This is a genomic window from Trichococcus sp. (assembly GCF_055118575.1).
The window spans coordinates 70683-85006 of record NZ_JBSQPW010000002.1; the positions used below are offsets into that span (position 1 = coordinate 70683).

The window sequence follows — 14324 nt, forward strand, 5'->3', positions numbered from 1 at the left end:
TCAGCTTTTCTTACATTCACGATAGAGATATTTGGAAAAAAGGGGAAAAATATGACTCATACATTAGCAGATAAAGTTAAAGCAAGAAGAACATTTGCCATCATTTCCCATCCGGATGCCGGTAAAACGACCATCACGGAGCAGTTGCTGTTGTTTGGGGGCGCAATCCGTCAAGCCGGGACGGTAAAGGGAAAAAAATCAGGAAAATTCGCCAAATCAGATTGGATGGATATTGAAAAACAAAGGGGTATTTCTGTAACCAGTTCGGTCATGCAAGTTGATTACGACGGAAAGCAGATCAATATTTTGGATACGCCCGGACATGAGGATTTCTCGGAAGATACATACCGTACACTGATGGCTGTGGATAGTGCAGTGATGGTCATCGATAGCGGGAAAGGGATTGAGCCGCAGACAAAGAAATTATTTAAAGTCTGCAGTATGCGAGGGATTCCGATCTTCACTTTCATCAATAAATTGGACCGTGATGGCCGCGAGCCGATGGATCTGATTGCGGAATTGGAAGAAGTGTTGGAGATCGATGCGTATCCGATGAACTGGCCGATGGGCATGGGTAAAAATTTGTTGGGTCTGTATGATATTTACAATAACCGCGTAGAATTGACTCATCCTGAAGAGAATCAAGACAATGATTTTCTTCCGCTGAATGAAGACGGCGAAATCGAAGGCGATTATCAAGTGACGCAATCAACCATCTATACCCAAGCGGTTGAAGATGTCCAATTATTGAAAGAGGCTGGTAACGATTTTTCTGAAGAAGCTATTGCAGCAGGTAAACTGACGCCGGTCTTCTTCGGTTCCGCTTTAACTGGCTTTGGCGTTCAGACGTTCTTAGATGCCTTTGTGGATTTTGCTCCGAGTCCAAGTGAGCATCTGACGGTGGCGGATGAAATCGTTGAACCTACTGACGAAAACTTCACCGGCTTCATCTTCAAAATCCAAGCAAATATGAATCCCGCTCACCGAGATAGGATTGCTTTCGTGCGTGTCTGCTCCGGTGAATTCAAACCCGGGATGGATGTTTTTGTGACCCGTACCGGCAAAAAAATCAAGTTGGCGCATACAACGCAGTTCATGGCCGATTCCCGTGAGCAAGTCCAGACCGCTGTAGCAGGTGATATCATCGGACTTTACGATACTGGGAACTTCCAGATCGGCGATACGATCCATGAAGGCAAAAAAGCACTTGAGTTTGAAGCGTTGCCGCAATTTACACCTGAACTGTTCATGAAAGTCACTCCGAAAAACGTCATGAAACAGAAATCTTTCCATAAAGGGGTGCAGCAGTTGGTTCAAGAAGGGGCCATCCAGTTGTACAAAACGTACCATACAGAAGATTATATTTTGGGTGCAGTCGGTCAATTGCAGTTTGAAGTGTTCCAGTACCGTTTGTTGCACGAATACAATGCAGAAGTAGAAATGACACCGATGGGCTCAAAAATTGCGCGATGGATCGATCCGGAAGATTTGGATCCGAATATGTCATCCAGCCGTAACTTATTGTGTCGCGACCGTTTTGGGGATCCTGTGTTCCTTTTTGAAAATCAATTTGCTATGCGTTGGTTCGAGGATAAATATCCAGAAGTCAAATTGACATCTTTACTTTAATTTGATCAAAGAAACAAAAAACGCACATTGCTGAAAAGCAGTGTGCGTTTTTGTGTTAAGAAGAGTTTTTTTTGAGTGCCAAAAATGTCAATCATTTGAGATGAGATAGCTCCACGAAGTTATGACCAGGCATAACTTCCACGTCATCAACGGTAAGATGCAACAATTTCGTCAGCACAAAGTCGATTTCACTTTGCTTCACACGACGGTTTTTGTTGAGGATAATGACATCCTCATGCGTTGTGGCACCGGTAAAGATGACTGTAGTTTGTCCCAAAGAATAAACTTTGACAAATTGAGCATCGGTGTTGGCCAATTGCTCACGTACAAGATCAGCGTGGCTATTTGTAACATCGATCAATTTCATGGACGAACACCCCTAACTTAGGTTGGCTGTTTATAGAATAATTATATAACAACTGTTAATTTATTTAAAGAGTAAACAAACAAATGAATAATTTTCTTGGATTTTTAAGATGAGAAAGGCAAGAGCTGACTTTTGGGCTCTTGCCTTTCGGAACCGAATATTATTCAGAAGTCGTTGTTTCTGCTTGGTCGACTTTGCTGACGACCATCAGATTACCTTCTTCGTCTGCATCGACAAATAAATCTTTGATTTTCGGATTATCCAAGTAGAATTCAGCTACTTGATCCTCAATCTGATCTTGAATAACGCGGCGCAGAGGGCGAGCGCCCATGCTTGGGTCATATCCCAGATCGATTAGGCGATCTTTTGCTTTCTGAGAGACGGTGACGCTGATTTCCTTGTCCTTCAGCAATTCGTTGACGTCATCCAACATAAGGGTGACGATTCTGCTCAAATTTTCTTTGGAAAGCTGGTTGAACTCGACAATCGCATCGAAGCGGTTGATGAATTCAGGCTTGAAGTAATCACTCAAGCGATTCAGAATGGAATGCGTCTTGCCTTTCATGGCTGCGCCAAAACCTACACTGGCTTCCTGGACGCCCGTACCGGCATTGCTGGTCATGATGATGATGGTGTCTTTGAAGCTCACAGTCCTGCCTTGGGAGTCCGTCAGGCGACCGTCGTCAAGAATCTGCAGGAAGAGATGCATGACATCCGGATGGGCTTTTTCGACTTCATCCAACAGTAAAATGCTGTACGGGCTGCGGCGGACGCGTTCGGTCAATTGACCGGCTTCGTCATAGCCGATGTAACCCGGAGGCGATCCGATCAATTTAGAGACGGCATGCTTTTCCATGTATTCGCTCATGTCGAAGCGGATGATCGCGTCTTCGGTTCCGAACATTTCGATTGCCAACTGTTTGGCCAATTCGGTCTTACCGACACCGGTAGGCCCTACGAACAGGAAGGAACCGATAGGTCGGTTTTTACGGCTCAATCCGATTCGGTTTCTGCGGATGGCTTTCGATACTTTGTCGATGGCTTCATCTTGACCGATGACGTTTTTCTTCAGATCGGCATCAAGATTTTTCAATTGCGTCTGTTCTTTTTCAAGTAGCTCACCGACCGGGATATTTGTCTTGATCTCAATGATCTTTTGGATATCCTGCTCTGTTATGACAGGATCGCCATCGGCTGGGGCCGGATTCTGTTTCATTTTATTAAGATTCGTGATCTGATCGCGATAATAGGCAGCTTTTTCGTAATCTTCCGCATGCAGGGCGGCTTGTTTTTCCCTTTCGGCCGTTTCGATGCGTTCCTCTATCTGTTTCGGATCGATGGGCTTGATCGTCAAGTTCTTTTTGGATCCGGATTCATCAAGTAGGTCGATAGCTTTGTCGGGAAGGAAACGATCCTGGATGTAGCGATGCGACAATTTGACTGCCGCTTCCAGCGCCTTATCCGAATATTTGACATGGTGATAATCTTCATATTTCGGACGGATTCCTTGGAGGATGATCAACGTCTGTTCGGGTGTTGGTTCATTCACGCGGACGGGCTGGAATCGGCGTTCCAGTGCAGCGTCCTTCTCGATTCTGCGGTACTCGTTCAGTGTTGTTGCGCCGACCAATTGCAGTTCGCCTCTTGCTAGGGCTGGCTTCAGGATATTGCCTGCATCCATGCTTCCTTCAGCGCTTCCTGCTCCGACGATTTCATGGATTTCATCGATGAAGAGGATGATCTGTTTGTTCGCGCGGATTTCATCCATCAGTTTCTGCATCCGTTCTTCGAATTGACCGCGGATGCCGGTTCCTTGGACGAGTGAGACGACATCCAAGCGGATCACTTCTTTGTCCAACAATTTCTGAGGGACATCGCCGTCCACGATTTTCTGGGCAAGACCTTCCACTACCGCAGTTTTGCCGACACCCGCTTCCCCTGTGAGTACCGGATTATTTTTTGTTCGGCGATTCAGAATCTCAATGACGCGTGCGATTTCGCTGTCTCTTCCGATGACAGGGTCGATACCGCCATCGCGGGCCAGTTGGGTCAAGTTGATGCCGTATTCGTCCAGTAAGCCGCCTTTGCCACCTTTACCGCCGCGAGCAACTTCCGAGGCAGGGGGTTGTTGATAATTCTGTTCTTGGTTCTGTTGTATTTGTTTGAAGAAAGAATCCAGATTACCGAAAGAAAAGGGGTCTACAGGTCCTTGAGATCTTGGGTTCGGATTATTTTGTTGCGATTGAGCATTTTTGAACTCTTGGTAGCAGTTCTGGCATAAGTCGATTTGGCGTCTTTGTCCATTCACGCTGGCATACAGATGAATGGAGGCTTGTTTTTTTCCGCAATGTTGACAAAGCATGGCAATCTTCCTTTCTATATGGATCATAGTCACATGTATATTATAGTAGTAACGGCTAAGGGACACTCACAAGAAGGTTCACTGACCAACTCTGACCTTATGGATCCATTATACATTGACCTATTTTGACTTTCAAGAGGTTTGACTTGGAATGAAGCAAAATATTCATTCCGGGACAGTTTTATCCAAACGGGGGTTGTATTAAATGAGTGCTATTTCAGCAATTATGACAAAAATTTGAACGATTCTATTTAAAACAGTTGTAGTATAAAGCGAAAGATGTTAATCTTATTTAATGAAAGGGTTATTTTTCATACGTTTTTCGATTTTTCTGTTATAATGGGAGCGTATCAAAAGTACCTTAAATAAATACATCTCAAAGGGGTTCATGACTATGGAAAGAAAAGAATATCACGTAATCGCAGAAACAGGGATTCATGCACGTCCAGCAACTTTATTGGTGCAAACTGCAAGCAAATTCAATTCTGATATTAATTTAGAATACAAAGGTAAATCTGTTAACTTAAAATCCATCATGGGTGTAATGTCATTAGGCGTAGGCCAAGGCGCTGATGTTGTCATCACTGCAGAAGGTCCGGACGAAGCAGACGCTATGGCTGGAATCACTGAAACTATGGTAAAAGAAGGGCTAGCAGAGTAATATGAAAAACCACTTACAAGGAATAGCAGCTAGTGATGGTATTGCAATTGCGAAAGCATATTTGCTTACTGAACCGGATCTGTCCTTTGAAAAGCGTAAAGTGGAAGATTCAGAAGGCGAAGTTGCTCGTCTTTTGGAAAGCTTTGAAACCGCTAAATCAGAGGTAAGTGCAATCCGAGAAAAAGCGGCAGTATCACTTGGCGAAGAAGAAGCACAAGTTTTTGATGCACATTTGATGGTATTGTCCGATCCGGAAATGATCGGATCGATGAACGCCAACATCCGAGACAACGGTGTCAATGCTGAATCGGCACTTTCTGATGTTGCCGGCATGTTCATCGGTATGTTCGAAGCGATGGAAGACAACCCATACATGCAAGAACGTGCTGCGGATATCCGCGACGTTACGGAACGTGTGTTGAGCCACTTGTTGGGTGTCAAAATCCCTAACCCATCGACAATCACTGAAGAAGTGATCGTCGTTGCCAAAGATTTGACTCCTAGTGACACAGCTCAATTGAACCGTGATTATGTTAAAGGATTCGTTACTGATATCGGTGGACGCACATCCCATAGCGCAATCATGGCCCGTTCTCTGGAAATTCCTGCAATCGTAGGGTCAAAAGAAATCACACAAATCGTCAAAGATGGCGATATCATCATTTTGGATGGTTTGGACGGCGACGTCTTCATCAATCCTGATGAAGAAACATTAGCTGCATACAAGAAGAAAGCTGAAGAGTTTTCTGCAATGCAAGCAGAATGGCACAAACTGAAAAATGCAAATACAGTTACTGCAGACGGTAAACATATCGAATTGGCAGCTAACATCGGAACGCCTAAAGATTTGGAAGGCGTTGTCGCTAATGGCGCTGAAGCGGTAGGGTTGTATCGTACTGAATTCCTGTACATGGACTCTTCGGACTTCCCGACAGAAGATGAGCAATTTGATGCTTACAAAGCTGTTTTGGAAGGCATGGAAGGCAATCCTGTCGTTGTTCGCACAATGGACATCGGTGGGGATAAAGAATTGCCTTATTTGGAATTACCGAAAGAAATGAATCCATTCTTAGGTTATCGTGCTATCCGGATTTGCTTGGCTGAACCGGAAATGTTCCGTACGCAATTGCGTGCCTTGTTGCGTGCTTCCGTTTACGGTAAATTGCGTATCATGTTCCCGATGATTGCTACTCTGAACGAATTTAGAGCAGCTAAAGCGATGTTGGAGGAAGAAAAAGCGAATCTATTAGCCGATGGCGTAGAAGTTGCGGATGATATCCAAGTAGGTATCATGATCGAAATCCCAGCAGCTGCTGTATTAGCTCATCAATTCGCTAAAGAAGTAGATTTCTTCAGTATCGGAACAAACGACTTGATCCAATACACAATGGCGGCAGACCGCATGAATCAACAGGTTTCTTACTTGTATCAGCCATACAACCCAGCTATCCTTACGCTGATCAAGCATGTTATCGATGCTTCTCACGCTGAGGGCAAATGGACTGGTATGTGTGGCGAGATGGCTGGTGACCAAACAGCGGTTCCGTTGTTGGTGGGTCTTGGTTTGGATGAGTTCTCCATGAGCGCATCCAGCGTCCTGAAAACACGCAGCTTGATGAAACGTTTGGATTCAAAAGAAATGGAAAAATTAGCGGACAAAGCAATCAACGAATGTACGACTGTCGAAGAAGTCATCGCATTAGTTGAAGAAATGAAAGCTAAATTAGTTTAAGCCGATTCAGGCGCAAAAAGACCGGGCATGCTTGCATGCCTGGTCTTTTTGCGTGCCAGTGAATTCAAAGCGATTTCGAAAAGCTGAATCCATCATTTCCGCAGGCTTGTTCCTGTGGATATATTTTGCAAGTAGGGAGTAGGGAGGAGTGACAAATATCAGAATGTTCTATATACTGAACATATTGAGTCATTATAAATTTGATGGGATTTTTTCGAGGTGAAGTCATGAGAATAGGCATGTTTACAGATTCGTATTTTCCTCAAGTGAGCGGCGTGTCAACATCAATCCGCACCTTGAAAGAGGAATTGGAGGCAGAGGGGCATGAGGTCATCATTTTTACCACCACAGATCCAAAAGCCGATGAAGATGAAAAAAATATAATCCGTTTGACCAGTATCCCGTTCTTGTTTTTCAAAGATCGCAGGATTGCTGTCAAAGGTATGAACAAAGCGCTTAGGGAAGCGAAGAAACAGAAGATAGATATTGTGCACACGCATACGGAGTTCAGTTTAGGTTTGACGGGCAAATTTATCGGCTACATGCTGCAGATTCCTACCGTGCATACCTACCACACTATGTACGAAAAATATCTGCATTACATCGCTAATGGAAGAGTGGTGAAACCTAAGGCAGTTAAAATTGCTTCCCGCTACTTTTGCAATCGAACGATGGGCATTATTGCTCCAAGTCAGCAAATGAAAGAGAAATTAGCTTCCTACAACATCTATAAGGAAATTCGCGTCATCCCAACGGGCGTTCGGATACCGGATCGGATTGACGGCATCAAAGCCAAAAAGCGCGAAGAACTGGGGATTTCGGATTCCGAATTGGTGTTGCTCTCTTTGAGTAGGCTGTCTTCGGAAAAAAAACTGGATAAACTTGTTCACGCCTTTCCTGAGGTCGTAGCAGCCTATCCTTCCGCGAAGCTTATTTTTGTTGGTGACGGACCGATGCGTCACGAGTTGGAGACACAGGTGTCGGAAATGGGTTTGACCAGAAATGTCATTTTTGTCGGAGAAGTCAAAAATGAAGATGTGAGCGAGTATTATCAAATGGCAGATATTTATATAAATGCTTCGGATTCGGAAACCCAAGGCTTGACCTATCTGGAATCGATCGTAAACGGTTGTCCGGTCATCGCTAAGCGGAATGACTATTTATCAGGGTTGATTAAAGAAGACAGCCTGGGAATGTTGTTCGACGAGGATGACCAAATCGGCAAGACTATCAATGCCTATGCGGATTTTTATCACAAATCAGATGTTGCGACAAATCAAGAAGTATGGGATGGACTTATGGAAGAGATTTCTTCAAAGGCATTTGCGGAAGCTGTATTGAGCTATTATCAGGCGAGTATTGACATTTATGAATCACAGCCGCGTGAAGAATTGAAATTAAAAGTGAATCTTTTGGAAAAAATCAAACGTTGAGTCGGAACACCGGGAAACAGATTGCTTGGATAATCTGTTTCCCGGTGTTTTTTTGTTTTTATCTGAGTTAAGCGTAAGGTATACTGTTGACATAGTGTTTAGAAGGGGCGGTTTTATAAATGGAAAAAATTGGTTTTATCGGAACAGGTGTCATGGGCTCATCCATGATCAAACATCTTTTGAATGCGGGTTATCCAGTCCGAGTCTATAATCGGACGAAAAGCAGGGCGGATGCTGTTGTCTCTGAAGGAGCAGTGTGGTGTGATACCCCTGCTGCTGTTACGGCGCAATCGGACATCGTCATCACGATGGTGGGTTATCCGAAAGATGTTGAAGAGACTTATTTTGGGGAGAGCGGTATCTTTTCGAAAGCGGACGACCACCATATTCTCATTGATATGACGACCAGTACGCCGACTTTGGCCAGGAAAATAGCTGCTTTGGGCAAAGAAAGAGGGGTCCGCACGTTGGATGCTCCAGTTTCAGGAGGAGATAAGGGTGCTCAAAATGGAACGCTCACAACGATGGTCGGTGGTGAGGAAGGAACGTTTGATGCCGTTAAAGGAGTTTTGTCTGTTTTTTCGAGCAAAGTGATGCTGCAAGGGCCGGCCGGCAGTGGTCAGCACACAAAAATGGCCAACCAGATTATGGTGGCGGGCACGATGACCGGCATGACCGAATTGCTTGTTTATTCGAAAGCGGCAGGATTGGATTTGGAACGCGTGATCGAACAAGTCGGTTCCGGAAGCGCCGCTAACTGGTCTTTGACGAACTATGCCCCTAGGATCCTGAAAGATGATTACAGTGCAGGTTTCTTCGTCAAACATTTTGTCAAAGATCTTAAGATTGCATTGGATGAAGCAGATAAGCTGGGTATCGATTTACCTGCTACGAGACAGGCTGCACAATTGTATGAACAATTGGCGAACAAAGGTTTCGCCGACGATGGGACGCAAGCCTTGGTGAAGCTTTGGTGGGGAGAGTACGCTGAAATCTAGACTTGGAGGTCGACGGATTTCTGAAACCCCTTATTAGGATATATCGTTGCGGCGGGTTTTGCACAAACCTAATGGTGCATTACTCAAATATTGTTTTTCTTGCATAAATTACAGTAAATTGATGCGAAGTCAGAAAAAAAGTGCTAGAATAAATAAGAAGTTAGTCTTGAAAGGGGAAATATCATGAAACCTTCACAGCTCTCAGCGATCCTTCGTCGCCTAGAAGTAATGATGGAAGACAATGGTGATGTCGAGATCCGTCGTTTTGAAAAAGAAGGCGTGGAACGTTGCGTCGTAAAATACAACCGCGATACGGAAAGTTTTGAATTGGAAGAACACGATTCAAACCAAACTTATCAATTTGATGATCTTGATTTAGTTGCCATTGAAATTTACGAATTATTACAAGATTAATTCATCCATCCTTGCATGAACTAAGGCAGCGGAAAAATGAGCCGGCTCATTTTTCCGCTGCCTTTTTTTTTTTTTATTTTCATTGGAATAAAGTGGCAAACATTAAAAGTTTTTAATTTTTATGTAGAGTAATTCTGTAACTTTCAGTATACTGTGTAATAAGGAAATAATTGAAGAGGTGGAATAATGGCAAAGAAGATTTATATAGGTTTATTAGGACTAGGAACAATAGGGACTGGCGTTGCCCGCATCATAGATGGCCACCAGCATAAAATCAAGCAAGTCGTCGGACAGGAAGTAGTCATCAAAACGGTTTTGGATCGCGATATTGATAAATGCAAAACTTTCTTCGGTGAGGCTGTCCATTGCACTGATAATTTTGATGATATTTTGAATGACGAAGAAATTTCAATCATCGTAGAATTGATCGGATATGTTCCGGCAGCAAAAGATTATATTTCCAAAGCATTATCGGCCGGGAAGCATGTCGTTTCAGCAAACAAAGATCTTGTGGCTTTACATGGCAAAGAATTGGTCAACCTGGCTAAAGCAAACAAATGCGATTTCTTGTATGAAGCAGCTGTTGCGGGCGGGGTTCCGATTTTGCGTGCGATCACGGAAAGTTTCGCTTCCGACAACATCCAAAAAGTCATGGGAATCGTGAACGGCACAACCAACTTCATGATGACGAAAATGGACAAAGAGGGCTACTCTTACGATGAAGCTCTTGCATTGGCACAGGAATTGGGATTTGCCGAGAAGAACCCGACAAGCGATGTCGATGGATTGGATGCAGCGCGCAAAATGGTCATTTTGGCTCGCCTTGCTTTCGGGACGAATGATGTGACGTTGGATGATGTAGCTGTGACGGGTATCCGCAATGTTTCCATCAATGACATCAAGTTGGCGAACCGTTTAGGCTACAAAATCAAACTGATCGGTACTGCCGAAAAAATCGACGACAGCGTCAATGTGGAAGTCGGACCCGTGTTTGTTCCGGAGTCACATCCTTTGGCCAGCGTCAATAATGAAATGAACGCTGTCTTTGTCGCCGGAGAAGCTCTTGGGGAAACGATGTTCTATGGTGCAGGAGCTGGCGAGTTGCCTACCGCAACAGCCGTAGTCAGCGATGTAATGAATATCGCTAAGAACATCCTTTTGGAGACAACCGGAAATATCTTCAACGAGTATGAGGTAGAGACTTTGATCGCGAAACCTGAGCAGGTCATCAATCCGGTATTCATGCGCTTGGAAGTTACCGATCGTGCCGGCCAGTTCTTGGAATTGGCGAAAATTTTTGCAACTGCGGAAGTCAGCTTTGACAAGATCATCCAAGAGCCATTAGCGAACGGTAAAGCCATCATTGTTATCGTTACGCATCCGATGTCGAAAGCGCAAGAGAATGAAATCATCCAGGCGATGGAAGACAATGAGGATATGAAATTGAAGGTCCATTTCAAAGTATTGGAACACTGATCGGACTAATTCCGTATCCCGAACACATTAAAGATCAAGAAATGATGAACCGTCGTTCTTTTGGAAAGGATTGATTAGTAGGATGTTTGATATCCGTGTACCGGCAACTTCCGCCAACTTGGGACCAGGTTTTGATTCCCTGGGATTGGCCGTATCATTGTATTTGACGTTGACCGTAAAGGAAGAGGCCAACGAGTGGGAAATTCTCCATGATTTGGGAGCGGGGATCCCAACCGATAAAACAAATCTGATTATTGAGACTGCATTGTCTTTGGCGCCGCACATGACGCCGCGGAAAATCACGATGACGAGCGAAGTGCCAGCTGCCAGGGGATTGGGCAGCAGTTCTGCAGCTATCGTTGCGGGAATAGAGTTGGCCAATCAATGCGCAGATCTGGAATTGAGCATCGATGACAAAATTCAGATCGCGACACGCATCGAAGGCCATCCCGACAATGTGACGCCTGCCATCACCGGTGATTTCACGGTCGGAACCGTTTTGGATTCCAAAGTATACTGGACGAAGGTGAGTTTCCCTGAGGTTGCTTTGGTAGTGACGATTCCGGAAAAGGAATTGTTGACGAAGGCTAGCAGAGCCGTTTTGCCGGATTCGCTTCCGTTCAAGGAAGCTGTCAAAGGCAGCAGTATCTCGAATATGTTGGTGGCGGCTGTTTTTTCGGGTGATATCGAAAAAGCGGGCGCATTGATGGAACAGGATGTTTTCCATGAGCCTTATCGCGGCACCTTGGTTCCGGAGTTGAGCCAAGTCCGGGAATTGGGGCATGAGATGGGTGCGTACGGTACTTATCTGAGTGGTGCCGGTACGACGATCCTCACGATGATCCATCCTGAAAAAGCAGCAGCGTTCGTTTCCGCGGCCAAAGCCGCTGTAAAAGACAGCGAAGTCAAGCTGCTGCATGTCGAAAAAAATGGTGTGCAAGTAATCAAATGATAGTTGGCCCGTGGAGAAATCCTCGGGTTTTTGTGTTTTTGGGCAGTGTCCGCAGGGGGTTCCGCCTAATCTGACTAGACTACATGGGCAAAAAGCAGCCCATTGCGGCTAGTCCGCTTAGTGCTCGCCCCCTCATTTAAACGTGTTCTGATTTGCAGGGGACTCCGCCTAAGTTGCTATTACGTCACGGCCAAAAAACGGCCGTTCTCGTAATAGCCTCTTAGTGCTCATCCCCTACCGCAAATCATCACACTCTCGCATAGCATCGCGCTCTTGTATTTTTTGGTTTATGCTTTATAATGTTACTGGAATGGGGTTATAATATACAATTGGATAGTAGTGAGGCTGGGTCAAAACTTTTTTGTGGGGTACAGGATGCTTGTTTCGGATTTTGTGCCGTGCAGTTTTTCGGTTTTGGGGCGCGACTTGGGAGGGATTTCTCTCGGGTTCTGCTTGAAAAGTGACGTTGTTGCTTTTTCCCGTCCTCTTATTTTTTTGATGAGGAGACGTTATGTTAAATAAATTCAAACCGACATGGATGGTGGAATCCATCTATCACATTACTCCGGAACAACTCGAAAAGAACAACATTAAAGGTGTTCTGACTGATCTGGACAATACCTTGATTGCTTGGAATAATCCAGAAGGAACGCAGGAATTGAAGGATTGGATCGCTTTGATGAAAGAAAATGCGCTCCCTGTCGTCATCATTTCCAACAACAGCGATAAGCGCATCAAAATCATCGCGGATAAGTTGCAATTGGCTTATGTACCAAGGTCGATGAAGCCTTCTCGCCGTGGTTACGTCAAGGCGGCTGAACAGTTGCAACTTCCGCTGGATCAATGTCTGATGGTTGGAGATCAATTGCTTACGGATATTTTTGGAGCAAATCGAGCAGGTGTCAAAAATGTGTGGGTCATGCCGATCATCAATTCGGACGGATGGAATACGCGCATTAACCGATTCTTTGAAAGAAAGCTGCTGAAACGTTTGTTGAAAAATGATCCAGGAATGATATGGAGGAAATCACTTGACTAAAGAAGAATTAACAGAAGATCTCTATTGCATCGGCTGCGGGGCTAAAATCCAGACCGATGATCCGACCGAACGAGGGTATACCCCGGCGGCCGCTCTGCAAAAGGGATTGGAGTCCGGGCAACTATACTGCCAACGCTGTTTCAGATTGCGTCATTACAATCAGATGGAGAAAGTATCCGTAACGGACGATGAGTTTTTGGCAATGCTGAACACCATCTCGATGGAAGAGGCCTTGATCGTCAACGTTATCGATCTGTTTGATGTATACGGCAGCATGATCCCCGGCTTGCATCGCTTTGCGGGAAAAAACAAAGTGTTGGTGGTCGGGAATAAAGTGGATGTCCTGCCGAAGTCGGTCAAACTGTCCCGTGTGAAGCAATGGTTGACGGAGCAGGTGCAGTCGGTAGGCTTGCGGCCGGTTGATGTCGTGCTTGTAAGCGGCAAGAAAGCGACGTCCATCGACGATCTGTTGGAAACCATCGAAGAACATCGGGATGGCAGAGATGTCTATGTCGTTGGTGTTACGAATGTCGGTAAGTCCACTGTCATGAACCAGATCATCCGTGCGGCCACAGGCAACAAGGAAGACGTCATCACGACTTCCCAATTTCCGGGCACAACGCTGGATCAGATCCGTATTCCTTTGGACGATGGGCATTTCCTCATCGATACGCCGGGAATCATCCATCATCATCAAATGGCGCATGTACTGAGCCCGAAAGAATTAAAGCTCGTAGCGCCGCAACACGAAATCAAACCGATTACTTATCAGTTGAACCCGGAACAGACGCTGTTCTTGGGTGGAGCGTCACGATTTGACTTCATCAGTGGGGAAAAATCATCCTTCACTTGTTACTTTTCCAACGACTTGAAGATTCACCGCACCAAATTGGAGAAGGCAGATGAATTCTATGCAAAACATCTCGGCGGCCTTCTGCAACCGCCGTCTGCGGATGATGCGGAAAATTTCCCGCCGTTGGTCAGGCGCGAATTCAACGTCAAGGTTCCGTCCGATATCGTATTTTCCGGTTTAGGCTGGATCACCGTCCGCAAACCAGGCAAAGTCGCAGCATGGGTGCCGCAAGGTGTGGACGCCGTCATGCGCAAACCGATCATTTAAGTAGAAAAGCGGTACAAGCCCGCTCTGCCTCGAAAGAAATTTAGGAAATCTGCCCCTGAATGAGCATCGTAGAGCGCAATGGGTCAGATTTATCTAATTTCCGAGAGGCAGGCTTGGATCGCTAGCCATCATATGAGGTGC

General features: G+C 45.2%; 12 protein-coding genes. 10 read left to right on the plus strand and 2 right to left on the minus strand.

The genetic code is table 11. The features are described 5' to 3' along the window. Positions 1-51 precede the first annotated feature (51 nt). On the plus strand, positions 52-1629 hold the full coding sequence (locus tag ACTCCX_RS00890; protein WP_463274284.1) for a peptide chain release factor 3: 1578 nt from the start codon (positions 52-54) through the stop codon (positions 1627-1629). A gap of 91 nt (positions 1630-1720) precedes the next feature. Here the strand turns inward: ACTCCX_RS00890 and ACTCCX_RS00895 are convergent, their stop codons facing one another. Together ACTCCX_RS00895 and ACTCCX_RS00900 are read right to left on the minus strand one after the other, a co-directional pair. After that, a complete protein-coding gene (locus ACTCCX_RS00895) occupies positions 1721-1996 on the minus strand; it encodes a DUF1827 family protein (RefSeq protein WP_068559979.1) in 276 nt (91 codons plus the stop codon). Between the two features lie 160 nt (positions 1997-2156). Then, a complete protein-coding gene (locus ACTCCX_RS00900) occupies positions 2157-4358 on the minus strand; it encodes an ATP-dependent Clp protease ATP-binding subunit (RefSeq protein WP_422270359.1) in 2202 nt (733 codons plus the stop codon). A 394-nt stretch (positions 4359-4752) separates the two neighbouring features. Between ACTCCX_RS00900 and ACTCCX_RS00905 the strand changes: the two genes are divergently transcribed. From ACTCCX_RS00905 to yqeH, 9 genes are all read left to right on the plus strand, one after another. Continuing rightward, complete coding sequence (locus tag ACTCCX_RS00905) at positions 4753-5019, plus strand: phosphocarrier protein HPr (RefSeq protein WP_068559983.1); 267 nt, start codon at positions 4753-4755, stop codon at positions 5017-5019. A 1-nt stretch (position 5020) separates the two neighbouring features. Then, positions 5021-6751, plus strand: a complete 1731-nt coding sequence (ptsP, locus tag ACTCCX_RS00910) for a phosphoenolpyruvate--protein phosphotransferase (protein ID WP_463274285.1) — start codon at positions 5021-5023, stop codon at positions 6749-6751. Between the two features lie 239 nt (positions 6752-6990). Beyond that, on the plus strand, positions 6991-8184 hold the full coding sequence (locus tag ACTCCX_RS00915) for a glycosyltransferase (RefSeq protein ID WP_463274286.1): 1194 nt from the start codon (positions 6991-6993) through the stop codon (positions 8182-8184). Positions 8185-8303: 119 nt separating this feature from the next. Further along, positions 8304-9182: an NAD(P)-dependent oxidoreductase gene (locus ACTCCX_RS00920; RefSeq protein ID WP_463274287.1), complete on the plus strand. Its 879-nt coding sequence runs from the start codon at positions 8304-8306 to the stop codon at positions 9180-9182. A 183-nt stretch (positions 9183-9365) separates the two neighbouring features. Next, on the plus strand, positions 9366-9596 hold the full coding sequence (locus ACTCCX_RS00925; RefSeq protein ID WP_068559993.1) for a YkuJ family protein: 231 nt from the start codon (positions 9366-9368) through the stop codon (positions 9594-9596). Positions 9597-9782: 186 nt separating this feature from the next. After that, positions 9783-11072, plus strand: coding sequence for a homoserine dehydrogenase (locus tag ACTCCX_RS00930; RefSeq protein WP_463274288.1), 1290 nt, complete (start codon positions 9783-9785; stop codon positions 11070-11072). 82 nt (positions 11073-11154) lie between these two features. Continuing rightward, positions 11155-12024 (plus strand): homoserine kinase, encoded by an 870-nt coding sequence (thrB, locus tag ACTCCX_RS00935; protein WP_463274289.1) that lies wholly within the window; start codon positions 11155-11157, stop codon positions 12022-12024. Between the two features lie 511 nt (positions 12025-12535). Then, complete coding sequence (locus ACTCCX_RS00940) at positions 12536-13063, plus strand: YqeG family HAD IIIA-type phosphatase (RefSeq protein WP_463274290.1); 528 nt, start codon at positions 12536-12538, stop codon at positions 13061-13063. After that, the gene (yqeH, locus tag ACTCCX_RS00945) at positions 13056-14183 is read left to right on the plus strand and encodes a ribosome biogenesis GTPase YqeH (protein WP_463274291.1); all 1128 of its coding nucleotides are present in this window, start codon (positions 13056-13058) and stop codon (positions 14181-14183) included. Before ACTCCX_RS00940 ends, yqeH begins: the two co-directional genes overlap by 8 nt. Positions 14184-14324: the final 141 nt, after the last annotated feature.